This window comes from Ketobacter sp. (assembly GCF_003671495.1).
Lineage (GTDB): Bacteria > Pseudomonadota > Gammaproteobacteria > Pseudomonadales > Ketobacteraceae > Ketobacter.
Window position 1 is genome coordinate 103,557 of the sequence record NZ_RCHN01000015.1, and the last position, 15,498, is coordinate 119,054.

The following is a 15,498-nucleotide window of genomic DNA, read 5'->3' on the forward strand; positions in this document are numbered from 1 at the left end:
CTATCCTCTTGCGTTAGATACCATTTTTGCAGTTACGTTTCATATAGCGCTGCACGGTGGGAAGCTGTTTGATCAGCGCCTTGTCCACCAGGCTGGAAAACACGCCATTGATGATCACAAACCATTTCTCCGGCCAGCCCAAAAACAGCTTGAAACGGTTATTGGCAATCGCCTGCACCAATTGATCCGCCACCCATTGCGGCTCATCCATGGCCACCCCCAATTCCTGATTCATGTCCGTTACCGCCTGCTCATTCATGGCCGTACGCGTGGCCCGGGGGGCCACATAGAAGACGCGGACCCGGGTATCCGCCAGCTCCCGGCGCAAAGCCTCGCTATAGCCACGCACTCCGAATTTACTGGCGCAGTAAGCCGCAAAGCCGGGGTAGCCGATGCTGCCGAAGGTGGAGCCGATGATCACCACTGCCGCTTCCGGGCGTTGTTTCAGGGCGGGCAACAACGCCGTGGTCAACAGCAGGGTGCCTTTCAGGTTAATGTCGATCAGACTGGCCAATTGTTCTGTGCTCTGGGTATCGCAGGCGGAAAACTGATTCACACCGGCACCGTTGATCAGCACGTCGATATCGGGATGCCGGGCCAGCAAGGCCCTGGCCTGCTCCGTTAACTGGGGCGACCCCAAATCCAGAGGCCCTACATCAATGTGCACACCCTCTTTTGCCAGTACGGTTTTGAGCTGGTTCAACGCCGCGATATCGCGGCCTGCCAACACCAAGGACGCGCCCTGCTGCAGCAACGCTTCGGCGATGGCCTTACCAATCCCGCCGCTGGCGCCGGTCAACAGGACTTTCTTATCACGCAGCTGCATGGCTGGACTCCTGTGATTGCTGTTCCGGTTGAGTGCTAGCAAGCGGAATGCTGCGCAACATGTCCCCATAGAGTCGATACACCACATTGGCGCTGTGAACGATCGCCTGCTGATCCTTGAGGTCCGTCACCTTATCCATCAGATTGCGGAAGAAATCGAAGTGACTCTGATCCAGTTCACCGTGGGAGTACAGATAACTGAACGCCTGATTGGGCAAATCCAGCTTCTGCTGCACGATCTTGCCCATCTGGGTGGCCAGCTTGATGCTGGTGCCCTCCAACACCATCACCATGCCAAAAAAGGCCATGGGGTTCTGGCGCTGAATCTGGTCATACAGGAATGCCACCATCAGTTCGATCGCCATGTCCGGTTGGTCGTTACGCACCTTCTCCTTGTCACCACCACAGGCGGCGATGTCATTCAGAATCCATTCCTGGTGGCCGTACTCATCCTCGATGTATTCCGCCAATGCCTCACGCACCCACTCTTTCTCCTGGGGCAGGCGCCCTCCACAGGCCATCATCAAGGGCACTGTGTGCTTGACATGGTGGTAAGCCTGCTCCAGAAAAAACTGATACCCCGCCAACTGAAAGCGGCCCTCGGGCACCGCCTGGATGACCGGAGCCGACAACAGGTATTCGCGGGCGGCCGTTGTGAGTGTGGTGAGTTGTTCAAAAAAGCTCATGGAGTGTTCTCCCTGTGACCTGAGATAGTGTTGTTCAATGACGTTGCGACAATTGCGGCCGTTGGCGGTGGCCATGCCGTTGTTGACAGAAAACGGTTCAACAGTGGGTATTAAAATGCTGACGCGGGCATAGTCCGGCAGCTGTTGATTGGCCTCTGCCACAGCACTTTCCACAGCTTGCCAGTCGAATCCCGACCGGGGCGTGAGGATGGCAACGTTCTCCGCCATGGCCTCCCCAAACACAGCAGCCTGGGCAATGGCCGGGCGGGCGGTGAGTTCCGCTTCCACCCATTCCGGATTGACGTTGCGGCCAAAGGCGGTGATGAACAGGTGCTTCTTACGCCCGGATATATGGACAAATCCGTCTGCATCCATCCAGCCCAGATCGCCGGTGGCGATGGGGCCGCAAACTTCTTCCTCACCCAGATAACCCAGCATGCCGTTGCCACGCACCAGTAACTCGCCGGCATCGGTAAACGTCAGCGACACGTGGGACAAGTGTTTGCCCACTGATCCAATGCGTCGGGCGCTGGGCCGGTTCAGGCACACCACCGAGCCACACTCTGACAACCCGTAGCCTTCGTATACGGGCAGCTGCAGCGCCAGAGCCCGCTGCAACAGGTCGGCCGAGACCTTGCCACCGCCCACCGCGATAAATTTGAAATGCTGCGGTACCGGCAGGCCGTGCTCACAGGCGGACACCAGCGCCATCAATAACTGGGGCACCAGGATACAGGCGTCCGGGCGCAGGCTTTGGAGCTGCTGAAAAAAGGCAAACACATTGAATTGGTTGGCACCGTTGAAGCCCAGATCAGCCAGGTTTCGAACCTGCACCGTCACCTGTTGCAACAGGGGCGCATAGAGTCCGGCCACATTTTCCAACAAAGTGGCATAGGGCAGCACACCCAGATGACAAGTCACCTGCACCTCGGCCATGGCTTCGGCGATGGCCACTGCAGTGGCCTCCAGGCTCGCGAGTGAGAGCCGCACACCTTTGGGTGTACCGGTACTGCCGGATGTAAACGTCACCTTCTCATAGTGTTCGACCACCGGCCTGGGATTCCGCAACACAGCCAGCGCCACGCCGCTCTCCGGGATACGCTGCGGCCCATGATGAAACGCTCTCACTGCGTCTTCGTCGCCGATCACCAGATCAATTGCCGCCTGTTCAAACACATGATCGATCTGCTGCCGGGAGAAGAACGGGGGAATCGGTACCACCCGAACCTTCAGCCCCATCAACGCCAGATCACAGACAATCCATTGCAGCCGGTTATCGCCCACCAGCGCGATCGCTGCTCCCTCGAACTGAGTTAACGCGCCCCGCACGGCCTGTACCCGATCCTGAAGTTCTCGCCAGGTGAGTCGACTGTCCGCATCCTGCAACGCAAAGGCGTCAGCGCGCTGATGAGCCAACCAATCCAACTGCTCAAGCAATAAGGACATCGCGCACCTCCACTGTTTTGAAGTGACAGCGCTGTAACAACCCGGTTTGTGCCACCCGGCGCAATCCGGCCACAATCTCACCCACCATCACCGTCGGTTGGTGCTCGTAATAGCGCCCCCACTCCGCCCCGCCACCGGGCAAACGCTCCGGCTGCGCTAACATGATTTCAAACGGTTGGATGCCCAGCCGGTGAAACACATTGGCCACGTCCGCGGTTCCGGTACAGGCCAGCCAGCGGGCACCCCACTCCTGCAGCACCGCCGCCAACACCGCAAAAAAACAGCGACTGATACCGCGCTGCCCTCCGGCCAGGTTGCCCACTTCGATCACATCCCGGCGCGCACAGGGCATGCGACTCAGGCGGCTGATCTCCAGCTCGATGGATTGGTTCAGGTAGTGCTCCAGGAACAGCTTTTCTGTTTGGGCACTGCGCACTCCGATGGCCGCCAGGATCTCACCACCGGCCGCCTCCAAACTGATTAAGGTGGGCAAAAAACTGTGCACCAGGGCGCCATGCACCTTGCGAAACCGGGCCGCAATAAACCGCTCCACACGACTGCGGCCTTCATGCCAGGGAAGATAGCCCACCACTTTCAGCGACCGGCCGCCTAACGAAATCTCAGCAAATACCTGGTTGGGAACAACAATCGCCACAACAGCACCCTCGGTAAGATTGGATGCTGTCAGGTTAGAGGGGATGACTTAAAGGAATCTTAAGAAAGCTTAAGGAAAGCTTAAGGCCGATAAAAAAGAGGAAAAAACCCGGACTCGATCACCGTTACGGTCACTTATCCGGGGGTTGTTTCATACGATTGAGTACCCGGCTTACAACTCCGCCGCCAACTGGGAACCCTGGCGGATGGCGCGTTTGGCATCCAGCTCCGCGGCCACGTCCGCCCCGCCAATCAGGTGAACCGGCTTACCCTGGGCTTGCAGGGCGCGGGCCAGTTCCCGCTGCGGTTCCTGCCCGGCACAGATGATGATGTTGTCCACCGGCAAAACCCGTGACTGACCTTGCACGGTAATGTGCAGGCCGCTCTCATCAATGCGGTCGTAGGACACACCGGCAATCATCTCCACGTTCTTCTTTTTCAGCTGAGCCCGATGCACCCAGCCGCTGGTTTTACCCAGGTTCTTACCCAGGGCGGATTCCTTACGTTGCAGCAGATACACCTGCCGCGGGCTGGGCGCCACTTTCGGCTCCACCATGGCAGAGCGATGAGCCAGTTGCGTATCCACGCCCCATTCTTGATACCACTGTTGCAGTTCATCCGCAGCCGGGCTGTGGGTGAGATATTCCCCCACATCAAAACCGATGCCCCCGGCGCCGATGATGGCAACGGATTTGCCCACCGGCTTTTTAAGGGCGATCACATCCAGGTAGGAAAGCACTTTGTCGCTTTCCACGCCGGGAATGGCCGGCGTGCGCGGCACAATGCCGGTGGCCACGATGACTTCGTCAAACTCGCTGAGGTCATCCGCCTTCACATAGGTATTTAGGCGCAGGTTCACATTGAACTTCTCCAGCATGGCACCGAAGTAACGCAGGGTTTCTTCAAAATCCTCTTTGCCGGGGATCTGCTTGGCGATATTGAACTGGCCGCCAATTTTATCCGCCGCATCGAACAGGGTCACATCGTGGCCCCGCTCTGCCGCCACCGTGGCCGCAGCCAACCCCGCCGGACCGGCCCCCACCACCGCCAGTTTCTTTTTGTTGAGGGTGGGCAGATAACGCAACTCGGTTTCATGGCAGGCGCGGGGATTCACCAGGCAACTGGCGCGCTTGTTTTTGAAGGTGTGATCCAGACAGGCCTGATTACAGGCGATGCAGGTATTGATTTCATCGGCTTTGCCCGCTTCCGCCTTGGCGACAAAATAGGGGTCCGCCAACATGGGGCGCGCCAGGGACACCATGTCCGCCTGACCACTGGCGATGATGTCTTCTGCCAGTTCCGGCGTGTTGATGCGGTTACTGGCACACACCGGCAGGTTCACAGCCTGCTTCAATTTGGCGGTGGCGAAACTGAACGCACCCCGCGGCACAGAGGTGACGATGGTGGGAATGCGGGCCTCATGCCAGCCGATACCGGTGTTCAGAATATTCACGCCCTCGGCCTCCAGGGATTTGGCCAGGGCTTCCACCTCATCCCAGGTTTGACCGCCTTCCACCAGATCCATCAGGGAGATGCGATAGATGATGATGAAGTTATGCCCCACCGCCTTGCGCACGGCACGCACCACTTCCAAAGGAAAGCGCATGCGGTTTTCCACGCTGCCGCCCCATTTATCGGTACGCTGATTGGTGCGTTGCGCCAGGAACTGATTGATCAGGTAGCCCTCGGAGCCCATGATCTCGATGCCGTCATAACCGGCAAACCGGGCCAGCTCGGCGGCACGGGCATAATCATCGATGGTGCCCTGTACTTGCTTGGCGCTCATTTTGGCGGGCTTGAAGGGTGTGATGGGGGATTTGATCCCGGACGGCGAAACGCTGTAAGGGGTATAGCCATAGCGACCGGCATGCAGCAGTTGCAGGGCGATCTTGCCGCCTTCGTTATGCACCTTGGCGGTGACGTGTTTGTGCAAGGTGGCGGTGACTTTGGAATTCATACTCGACCCATAGGGCAACAGGTCACCACGGCGGTTGGGGGAGTAGCCACCGGTAACGATGATGCCCACACCGCCCCGGGCCCGCTCTGCAAAGTAGTTCGCCAACTTATCAATGTGGTAAAACCGGTCTTCCAGCCCTGTGTGCATGGAGCCCATCAGCACCCGGTTGCGCAGGGTGGTAAACCCCAGGTCCAATGGCTGGAGCATATGAGGATAATGTTGGTTCATGTTCTCTCCCTAACAGAACGTGATCTGAATGCGTGGAACAAAATGGCCGTGGTTACTGCAGCAATCCTAGCGCACCCGGCGGTATTCGGCAGCCTGGAATAGTAACCCGACTGCACAGTCTGATTGCTGCGACACCTGCGTCAACGGCACGAACGAGTCAGAGGGTGGGAATCCGCTGTTTCGAACGTCAGCGGCCAAGGACGGCCGCTGCCGAGCGCACAGGGATGTGCTTGTAGCGTTTCGAAACAGCGGATTCCCACCCTCTGACGTACTACGAAGCACCATCCCAAACAAAAAAAGGCGGCCAAAAGCCGCCTTCTTCCCATTCCGAGAGAAACTTACTTCTCCAGAATCGCCGTTACGCCCTGACCGCCTGCCGCGCAGATGGAAATCAAACCACGGCCGGAGCCTTTCTCGTTCAACAGCTTGGCCAGCGTGTGAATGATTCGACCGCCGGTGGCCGCAAACGGGTGGCCTGCCGCCAGTGAAGAACCCTTGATGTTCAGCTTGCTGCGGTCAATGCTGCCCAGCACACCGTCACGGCCCAAGCGCTCTTTACAGAACGTCTCGTCTTCCCAGGCTTTCAGGGTATAGAGCACCTGGGCGGCAAAGGCTTCGTGAATCTCATAGAAATCAAAATCCTGCAGAGTGATGCCGGCACGATCCAGCATGCGGGGCACCGCATAGGCCGGTGCAATCAGCAGGCCCTCTTTCTTGCCCACAAAATCAATTGCGGCCGTTTCGCAATACGTCATGTAGGCCAGGATCGGCAAACCGCGCGCTTTGGCCCACTCTTCACTGGCCAGTAGCACGGACGACGCACCGTCTGTCAACGGCGTGGAGTTGGCCGCGGTCATGGTGCCGTTTTCCCGGTCGAAGCAGGGCTTCAGGGACGCCAGTTTTTCCAACGTGGTATCGCCGCGCATGTTGTTGTCGCGATCCAGGCCCATGAACGGGGTGATCATGTCATCCATAAAGCCTTCGTCATAGGCCTTCGCCATGTTCTTATGGCTGTTGAACGCCAGCACGTCCTGCTCATCCCGGGGAATGCTCCATTCTTTGGCGGTGATCTGGCAGTGATCCCCCATGGCCAAACCGGTGCGGGGTTCCGCGTTGGCGGGAATCAACGGCATCAGATGCTTGGGGCGCAGCTTGCCCAGCAGCTTCAAGCGATCCTGATTGGTCTTGGCCCGGTTCAGCTCCAGCAGGATTTTACGCAAACCTTCGCTCACGCCGATGGGCGCATCCGAGGTGGTGTCCACACCGCAGGCAATGCCCACGTCGATCTGCCCCAGGGCAATTTTGTTGGCCACCAGAATCGCCGCTTCCAACCCGGTGCCACAGGCCTGCTGAATGTCATAACAGGGGGTTTCCGGCGCCAATTGAGTGCTCAACACGGATTCGCGCACCAGGTTGAAATCGCGGGAGTGCTTCATTACGGCACCGCCCACCACTTCGCCCATCAGCTCGCCCGCCAGGTTGTAGCGATCCACCAGACCGTTCAGGGCCGCGGTCAGCATGTCCTGGTTGCTGGCATAGGAATACGCGGTGTTGGAGCGGGCGAAAGGAATTCGGTTACCGCCAATGATGGCTACTTTACGAACACTATCTACTTTCATGGAATGGCTTCCTGTTGAATGCGCTCCACAGTAGGGAGCATAACGTATTGAGTTGCTTACAATTTAAGAAATTGCATTGGGCTGCAAGTGGCATAGTGCCAGCGTCAACGTACGCGAACTTCCACAAACTTTATTGCTAACTTTATTACCAACGATTATTACCAATGATAAGGGAGGCTAGTCTAACGCGATGGAATCGTCTCGCATTGGCACAACTGACCTGCGGGCACTTAACCCGGGTCAATTCAAATTTCAATGCAACTCCTTTAATATACGTGCCGACTACCGCACCGTGTGCGGCGCGCATTGAAATGCACTCAATCGCGCAACACAACGGGCCAAAACTATACCACACAACGCACAAACACACAGGATCTGACTGATGGCCGATGTTTACGAATCCATGCTCAACAGCAACGTTGGACGTTCTCTGCTCTCTTCTCTGAGCCTCCCTGTTCCCACCCAATTGGAACGGCATTCACAGGCTCAAACCTCTTTCGTAACCGGCAACGTTCTGGTGGGCGCCGCTCCCGGCGGCCGCATGGTGGAAGCCATTGCCAGCACCCTGAAAGCCAGCAACGCCACCATCCAGACCCCCAACAACAGCGCGGCCCTGGAAGAAATCAAAGCCGCCGGTGAAAAAGCCGAACTGACCCTGACCGCGGTGGACGCCTCTGCCGAAGCCGCCAGATTCAAAGCCCTGGTGTTTGACGCCACCGGCATCGAAAACAGCGAGCAGACCCGTGAACTGTACAACTTTTTCCACCCGGTAATTCGCAAACTCAACGACTGCGCACGCGTCGTGGTGATCGGACTGCCGCCGGAATCCTGCAAAGCCAATCCCCGCCAGCAAATCGCCCAACGGGCCCTGGAAGGATTTGTACGCTCCGTCGGCAAGGAAATCGGCAAGAAAGGTGCCACCTGCAACCTGGTGTACGTCGCCAAACAAGCAGAAAAAGCCGCTGAATCCGCGCTGCGATTCTTCCTGTCACCCAAATCCGCGTTTGTGGATGCCCAGGTTGTGCGCGTCAGCAAAGCCAAAGCCGTCGACGCAGGATTCAACTGGAGCCAACCGCTGAAAGATAAAGTGGTACTGGTGACCGGTGCGTCACGGGGTATCGGTGAAGCCATCGCCGGCGTGATGGCCCGCGACGGCGCCAAAGTGGTGTGTCTGGACGTACCCCAGGCCAAAGAAGATCTGCAGAAAGTAGCGGATCGCCTGAACGGCGGCATGATCGCCATCGACATCACCGATCCCAAGGCGCCGGAAACCATTGCCGACACCCTGAAAGCCGAATACGGCGGCGTGGATGTGGTGGTGCACAATGCCGGTGTGACCCGAGACAAAACCCTGGGCGGCATGCCCGATAAATTCTGGGACATGGTGATCGACATCAACCTGTCTTCTGAAGAACGCATCAACGAGGCGCTGCTGGAAAAAGAAGTGTTGAAGGAAGGCGGCCGCATCGTTTGTGTGTCCTCCATGAGCGGCATTGCCGGTAACTTCGGCCAGTCCAACTACGCGGTGTCCAAAGCCGGTGTCATCGGCATGGTGGATGCTTATGCCCCCATCCTGGCCAAGAAAGACATCACCATCAACGCGGTGGCCCCCGGCTTCATCGAAACCCAGATGACCGCTGCCATTCCGTTCGCCACCCGGGAAGCAGGCCGTCGCCTGAACTCCCTGAAACAAGGCGGTCAACCGGTGGACGTGGCGGAAACCATCGCCTTCTTCGCCAGCCCGGCCTCCAACGGCATCAACGGCAACACCGTGCGGGTATGTGGCCAGAACCTGTTGGGAGCCTGATCGGGTTCCGCCTGTGGGCGACAACAAAACAGGCACAAAAAAGCCGGCTCTTGTGATGCCGGCTTTTTTTATAAGCTACTTTTCTTAACGCTGTTTGGCTTTGCGATATTCCACCGGGGTCTGCCCCACCCAACGTTTGAACGCCCGGTAAAAAGTGCTGGGTTCGGAAAACCCCGTCAGATAAACAATCTCATCAATGGATTCATCGGTGCGGGCCAGCAGCTTCTTGGCCAGATTGCAGCGGTAATCCGCCAACAGCTGATTGAAATTGGTGTCCACCTCCGCCAGTTTGGTGCGCAGGCTGCGGGGTTTGATGTGCAGGCGCTCCGCCACCGTTTCCAGATTGGCATTGCCCGATTCCAACAGCTCGCCGATCAGGCGGTTCACCTTGGCGATGAAATCCTGTTTCTCCAGCTTCGCCACATGCTCGTTGGCCAGTTGCTCGTGCAGCTTGAGCAACTCCGGTTCAGCGTGGCTGGAGGGGATATTCATGCTTGCCGCGGTAAAATAAATCCGGTTACCGGCTTGCTCGAATTTCACCGGGCACGGGAATACCCGTTCATACTCCGCCGGATTGGTGCCCATGGCATGCTCGAAGTGGATTTCCAGCGGCTGAAAGGCTCCCTCGGTGACGTAATTGAAAAACTTCAGCACGGCAATCACCACGCACTCGGTAAGATGCCGAAAGCCACCGGTGAAACTGATGTTCCCCACGTACAGGCCGATCTCATCCTCATCCAGGGTGGCATTCACCGCGTCGCTCAACAGCCGCTGGTAATTCAATGCCCGCTTCAGGCCTTCGCCAAAGGTCTCGCTGCTCAGGAACAGATATTCCAGCACCTGGCCTTTGAATACCGGGATTTTTTCCCCCAGGTGCAGGCCGATATCCGGGTCATTGCTGACTTCTTCGATGACAGTCCAGAACAGGTTTTGGGCGGAATGGGGGGTGCGCAGGTCCTTCTCGTCCAGCTGCTCATGGCGCAAACCAATGCGTTGCAATACCACTGCCGCGTCAATGCCAAGATCCTGCATGGCTTGGTAGGCGAGCCGAACCAGCACTCCAGAATCGGTGAAATCGCCCATGGATTACCTTCTATATGCCGTCTGATTGGGAGAAAACAGAGAAATTAACTGTATGAAAATCCGAATAAAACCGGAAAAGTGTCAGTAATAATAGTCAGCACGGCCCCCAAACACAATAGCGTCGCTACGGCCAATTGGCAGGAACGCCCCCACACAGTGCCTGCCAGGGCAATTACCCTGTACAATCAGACGACTACAATCCCCCATTGACTCCGCTGGCTTTGCAAAACAGGACTATCTGATGATGGCAACCATAGAACTTGAAAAATCGCCCTCAACCATGAGCCTTTACTACCGGGCTGTGACCTCCAAGAAGCCCGGCAAACTGCAGGGTGACGCCCTCCCCACCATCAAGGCCCACCTGCGCAATGTCACCGCCGATCTGGGCAAACTGGCGGAATACCGCAAAGTCTGCGGTTTCCCGGTATCCGGCAGCCTGCCGGTGACCTACCCTCATATCCTGGCGTTCCCCCTGCACATGGAAATCCTGGTGAATCCGCTGTTCCCCTTCCCCTTACTGGGTTTGGTGCATGTACGCAACGAGATCACCCAGTACCGCGCCATCGGCAATCAGGAAGCCATGGACATCGAATGTGAGCTGACAGGGCCGGATACCGTCGCCAAAGGCCTGGAATTCAGCATCATTACCCGGGTCAGCGTGGAAGGGAAACTGGTGTGGGAAAGCGTCAGTACCAACCTGTTCCGCACCAAAACCAATGTGCCAGACAGCAAAGAGAAGAAGGAAGACCACTTCTCGGCGGACAACATGGATTACTGGAGCGCCCCCGACAACATCGGTCGCCGCTACGCCAAGGTGTCCGGCGATTCCAACCTGATCCACCTTTACGCCATGACCGCCAAATTGTTCGGCTTCAAACGTCATATTGCCCACGGCATGTGGAGTAAGGCCCACGCCCTGGGCGCCCTGGATGACCAACTGCCAAAAGGCCCGTTCAAGGTATCGGTGGCCTTCAAACTGCCGGTATTCCTGCCCGCCAAGGTGCAGTTCCAATACGCCAACACCGGCGACACCATCGAATTCCGGGTCAAAGACCAGAACGGCGAAAAGCCCCACCTGGCCGGATCGATTCAGGCCCTGTAATCGCCTGTGGCCCGAGCCGCAACCGGTTCGGGCCTTTTCAGTCTGCGACACCGGCGCTACCATAGGTTCGTCCTTAGCCATTGAACCGGCAGTACCGGTCACCCTGTTGCATGAGCGCCCCGGAAAAGCCACCTGAACTGCCAATCGGCTATCACGTCGAGAACCTCACCACCCTGTTGCACGGGGTTATGGCACAGTACGCCGATCTGCTCACGGCGGACGAACATGCCCTGGTGCAGCAGTTTGATACCCTGAATCACAGCGCCAAGAGCCTGTTCTACCGCCTGCTCACCCGCCAGGGCACCCTGCTGCGCCAGGACAAACTGAATTACGGGGATGTGCCGGATCTGGAGGCCACCCTGTTGGAACTGGAGCAAGCCGGCCTGTGCCGCCGCAATCCCCCCGCCGCGGTACCGGAGCTTTTACACCTGCTGACCCGGCCCGAGTTGATCTGCAGCTTTTCCCCCACGGGCCACAGCAAGCTGAAGAAACCGGAACTGGTGCAACGGATTCTGGAGCAGCAACCCGAAGAGGACCTTCGCCGCCACATCCAGACCCGGTTCCCCTATGTAGAAGCCCGCTATCAAGAGGCCTTCACCACTTTTCTGGTGTGCTTCTTCGGCAACAGCCACCAGGACCTGACGGAGTTTGTGATCAGCGAGCTGGGCCACGTGCGCTATGAATCCTATTCCCTGTGCCGGGACACCCGCTATTTTCAGACCCGGGAGCAGATAGAACACCAGATTCTGTATGCCCAAACCCGGCAACAACTGGAGGACAAAACCTGTTTGCAGGATGCCGACCGGTTGCTGGCTCTGGCCCAGGGTCTACCCGCTCCGGACCAACACCCTCACCTGCAGCGTCGTTACCAAAGCACCCTGATCCCCATCGCGCGACAACTGGAACGCTTGCAGCAGTGGCAACCGGCCCTGGGGCTGTTCCGCCTGTGCGATCGCCACCCCAGCCTGGAACGACAGGCCCGCATCCTGAAAAAACTGGGGCAGCTGGAAGCATCCCTCGCGTTGTGCCAGCAGATTCGACAGCACAGTCAGCACCCGGAAGCACTGGAGTTTGTGGACCGGTTTCTACCCCAGTTACACAAAGCCCTGGGGCAACCATCACCACCGCGCCCCACCCCTACCTGGCCCGAAACCCACCTTAACCTGACCAGGCCCGCAGACACACTCACGTCCGAGACGCCAGGCGAAGCGGTGGAATGGCTCGCCGCTGCCGCGCTTTCGGACCAGCACCACCAATGTTGCTATGTGGAAAACACCCTGTTCAACGGACTGTTTGGCTTACTGTTCTGGGATATTGTTTTTGCGGCCGTGCCCGGTGCGTTTATCAATCCCTTTCAACGGGGGCCGCTGGATCTTCACAGTGAGGATTTTTATCCACGCCGCCAACCGCAGATAGAGGCACGGTTGCAACAACTCACAACCCAGCAATGGCAGGACACCATGCGCCAGCATTTTGCCGCCAAAGCCGGCATCGCCAACCCCTTCGTATTCTGGGAAGCACTCTCCCCCGAGCTGTTGGAACGGGCTCTGCAACGGATTCCGCCACACCATCTGCACGCAGTGTTCCGGCGCATGCTGCAGCACCCGGGGCTGTACCGTAACGGTTTTCCTGACCTGATCCGCTTCGCAGTGGACCACCAGACCCATCCTTCCTATGAACTCATCGAGATCAAGGGCCCCGGCGATAAACTGCAAGCCAATCAGATCCGCTGGCTCAACGCCTTTGTCGAAGCCGGCATTCCGGCGTCAGTATGCTGGGTGCACTGGGAACCCACATGAGCCTGGATCAATCCCGCGCGTTCCGCATTTCGGTCACGGAACTGGCCCATTTCTGCTGCCGCCAGGGCGACGTGGTGCTGGGTAATGACCGCAGCCCCACCCTGCAGCAGGGGCAGGAAGGTCACCAGCGCCTGCAATCCCAACGGCCGGAAGCGTATCAACGGGAGGTGGCCGTCAAAGCCCATTTCAGCGGGCAGTTCTGCCACTGGACCCTGGCCGGCCGCATCGACGGCCTGATGCTGGACGGGGGGCCCCTGGTGGAAGAAATCAAAACCACCTACTGCTCCGCACAGGATCTGCCCGCTGCCCAACATCGCCTCCATCTGGCCCAGGCCAAACTCTACAGTGCCTTGTTATGCCAACAGCACGACCTGGACGTCATCCTGGTACGAATCACCTACCTGAAACTGGATGACGACAGCGAATACCAACGGGAAAGTCGACACACCGGTGCGGAATTGCTCGATTTTCTACAAGGTTGCGTGGTGGAGTACAGCCGCTGGTTGGATCAATACTGCTGCTATCTGGAGCGGCGAGACGCCAGCCTGGCCGCACTGGAATTTCCGTTTCAGCAGTACCGGGCGGGGCAGCGTGCTCTGTCCGTGGCCCTCTATCGTGATATGCGGGATCAGCAACGGGGGCTGTACCATGCCCCCACCGGTCTGGGCAAAACCATGGCCACCCTGTTCCCCGCCCTCAAACAACTGGGGGAAGGCCACGTTAAACAGCTGTGGTACCTGACCGCCAAAAACAGCGGCCACCGCAGCGTGCAGCAGGCCCTGGCTCAGTTCCCGCAGCGGCCTGATCTGAGAGTGCTGTTCCTGCAGGCCAAAGATAAAGTCTGCGCTGGCTGTGATCGCACTCAGCTCAACTGCAGCCCACAGACCGGCTACTATGACCGCCTGCCGGTGGCTCGGGAGCAGTTCCAGGCCTCGCCTTCCTGGCAGGAAAGCGACTTGCAAGCGCTGGCGGCAGAACACCGGCTTTGCCCCCATCAGCTGGCGCGGGACCTGCTGCCCTGGGTGGATCTGGTGGTGGCAGACTACAACTATGTATTCGATCCCCAGGCCCGGCTCCACGACGCCCTGGCCGACAGCAAGCACATCGGTTTGCTGGTGGATGAAGCCCACAACCTGCCGGACCGGGCCCGGGCCATGTTCAGTGCCGAGCTGCATCGGAAATCCCTCATTCACCTGCAGCAACAGGTCACCGAACCGGCATTGCAGAAACGCATACGGGCCCTGCGTCGCCACTACGAGGCAACCCACAAGAACGCCGCCCCCCGGGCCCTGCCCCCGGCATTCACCCAGCTATTGCAGGCCACGGTGGAACCCCTCAATGACTGGTTCTCGCAACAGAACTGGCTGCTGTTTCCCGAGGAACTGTTCGAGCATCTGATGGCATTGTGGCGCTTCGCCCAACGCGCCCAATCCATCGCCGATGAGGACGTCCTCCTCTACAGTGACCAGCCGCACCGGATTCAGATCTTCTGCACCGATCCAGCCCCGAATCTGCAGCCTCTCACCGACAGTTTCCATTCCTGCCATTTTTTCTCCGGCAGCCTGTTGCCCATGGATTACTTCCAGCGCTGTATCCAGCAACTGCCCGGCATGTCACAACTGGCACTGGCCAACCCCTTTCCCCCCGAGCATCAATGCACCCTGGTGGCCCCGGTCAATACCCGCTTCCAGCAGCGCAACCAGTCCATGGCTGAGATCGCCGGCTACATTGGCCAGCTGTGGCAGACCCGGCCCGGCCGCTACCTGATGGCAGTGCCCTCCTATGAGTATCTTGCCGCGCTCATGCAACAACTGTCCGGGCAACCACAGCTGCCGCTGATCTGCCAACCCAACAGCAACGAGCCCGTCGCCCGGGCAGAGTTTCTGCAACACCTGCTGTCACCCCGCTACCTGGCTGGGGTGATTGCCGGGGGCGTGTTTGCCGAGGGCATCGACCTGCAGGACAACAAGTTGGACGGAGTCATCATTGTCAGCACCTGCCTGCCGCCGCCGTCGCCGGAACGGGAACACATCAAGCAACACTTTGAACACAGCGACGGTCGCGGCTTTGACTTCGCCTACCGCTACCCGGCCATCAACCGCGTCATTCAGACCGCCGGCCGCCTCATCCGCAGCGAACAGGACACAGGCGTGCTGCTGTTGATGGACGATCGCTTCAGCCAGGCCGCTTATCGGGCGTTGCTGCCACCGCACTGGCGCCCCCGGCTCTTGAAAAACAGCGCTGAACTGCCTTCTGTATTGAGCGCTTTTTTTGGAACTGACGTATAATCGC

The 15,498-nt window shown here is 58.4% G+C and carries 10 protein-coding genes; 4 read left to right on the top strand and 6 right to left on the bottom strand.

Features of this window, described 5'->3' with window-relative positions:
• Window positions 1-13: 13 nt before the first annotated feature.
• The 5 genes from D9N14_RS06925 to D9N14_RS06945 form a co-directional block, all read right to left on the bottom strand.
• Window positions 14-826 (bottom strand): SDR family oxidoreductase, encoded by an 813-nt coding sequence (locus D9N14_RS06925; protein WP_290578373.1) that lies wholly within the window; start codon window positions 824-826, stop codon window positions 14-16.
• Window positions 813-2,957, bottom strand: coding sequence for an AMP-binding protein (locus D9N14_RS06930; RefSeq protein WP_290578375.1), 2,145 nt, complete (start codon window positions 2,955-2,957; stop codon window positions 813-815). The genes D9N14_RS06925 and D9N14_RS06930 overlap by 14 nt, the downstream gene beginning before the upstream one ends.
• A complete protein-coding gene (locus tag D9N14_RS06935; protein WP_290578377.1) occupies window positions 2,941-3,612 on the bottom strand; it encodes a thermostable hemolysin in 672 nt (223 codons plus the stop codon). Before D9N14_RS06935 ends, D9N14_RS06930 begins: the two co-directional genes overlap by 17 nt.
• 171 nt (window positions 3,613-3,783) lie before the next feature.
• A complete protein-coding gene (locus D9N14_RS06940) occupies window positions 3,784-5,796 on the bottom strand; it encodes an NADPH-dependent 2,4-dienoyl-CoA reductase (protein ID WP_290578379.1) in 2,013 nt (670 codons plus the stop codon).
• A gap of 338 nt (window positions 5,797-6,134) precedes the next feature.
• A complete protein-coding gene (locus D9N14_RS06945) occupies window positions 6,135-7,415 on the bottom strand; it encodes an acetyl-CoA C-acetyltransferase (protein WP_290578381.1) in 1,281 nt (426 codons plus the stop codon).
• 382 nt (window positions 7,416-7,797) lie between these two features.
• Here D9N14_RS06945 and D9N14_RS06950 point away from each other — a divergent pair, with 382 nt between their 5' ends.
• Complete coding sequence (locus D9N14_RS06950) at window positions 7,798-9,222, top strand: 3-oxoacyl-ACP reductase (protein ID WP_290578383.1); 1,425 nt, start codon at window positions 7,798-7,800, stop codon at window positions 9,220-9,222.
• Between the two features lie 84 nt (window positions 9,223-9,306).
• On the opposite strand, the gene D9N14_RS06955 is transcribed toward D9N14_RS06950, so the two are convergent.
• Window positions 9,307-10,305, bottom strand: a complete 999-nt coding sequence (locus D9N14_RS06955; protein WP_290578385.1) for an AraC family transcriptional regulator — start codon at window positions 10,303-10,305, stop codon at window positions 9,307-9,309.
• Window positions 10,306-10,546: 241 nt separating this feature from the next.
• Between D9N14_RS06955 and D9N14_RS06960 the strand changes: the two genes are divergently transcribed.
• The 3 genes from D9N14_RS06960 (at window position 10,547) to D9N14_RS06970 (ending at window position 15,494) form a co-directional block, all read left to right on the top strand.
• Window positions 10,547-11,407 carry a MaoC family dehydratase gene (locus D9N14_RS06960; RefSeq protein WP_290578387.1) on the top strand — a complete coding sequence of 287 codons (861 nt, stop codon included), beginning with the start codon at window positions 10,547-10,549 and terminating at the stop codon, window positions 11,405-11,407.
• Window positions 11,408-11,517: 110 nt separating this feature from the next.
• The gene (locus D9N14_RS06965; protein ID WP_290578389.1) at window positions 11,518-13,206 is read left to right on the top strand and encodes a VRR-NUC domain-containing protein; all 1,689 of its coding nucleotides are present in this window, start codon (window positions 11,518-11,520) and stop codon (window positions 13,204-13,206) included.
• Window positions 13,203-15,494: an ATP-dependent DNA helicase gene (locus D9N14_RS06970; RefSeq protein ID WP_290578391.1), complete on the top strand. Its 2,292-nt coding sequence runs from the start codon at window positions 13,203-13,205 to the stop codon at window positions 15,492-15,494. The genes D9N14_RS06965 and D9N14_RS06970 overlap by 4 nt, the downstream gene beginning before the upstream one ends.
• Window positions 15,495-15,498 lie beyond the last annotated feature (4 nt).

Coding starts and splice junctions, on each gene's coding strand:
- D9N14_RS06925 (WP_290578373.1), bottom strand. CDS start 826: ATGCAGCTGCGTGATAAGAAAGTCCTGTTGACCGGCGCCAGCGGCGGG.
- D9N14_RS06930 (WP_290578375.1), bottom strand. CDS start 2,957: ATGTCCTTATTGCTTGAGCAGTTGGATTGGTTGGCTCATCAGCGCGCT.
- D9N14_RS06940 (WP_290578379.1), bottom strand. CDS start 5,796: ATGAACCAACATTATCCTCATATGCTCCAGCCATTGGACCTGGGGTTT.
- D9N14_RS06945 (WP_290578381.1), bottom strand. CDS start 7,415: ATGAAAGTAGATAGTGTTCGTAAAGTAGCCATCATTGGCGGTAACCGA.
- D9N14_RS06950 (WP_290578383.1), top strand. CDS start 7,798: ATGGCCGATGTTTACGAATCCATGCTCAACAGCAACGTTGGACGTTCT.
- D9N14_RS06955 (WP_290578385.1), bottom strand. CDS start 10,305: ATGGGCGATTTCACCGATTCTGGAGTGCTGGTTCGGCTCGCCTACCAA.
- D9N14_RS06960 (WP_290578387.1), top strand. CDS start 10,547: ATGATGGCAACCATAGAACTTGAAAAATCGCCCTCAACCATGAGCCTT.
- D9N14_RS06965 (WP_290578389.1), top strand. CDS start 11,518: ATGAGCGCCCCGGAAAAGCCACCTGAACTGCCAATCGGCTATCACGTC.
- D9N14_RS06970 (WP_290578391.1), top strand. CDS start 13,203: ATGAGCCTGGATCAATCCCGCGCGTTCCGCATTTCGGTCACGGAACTG.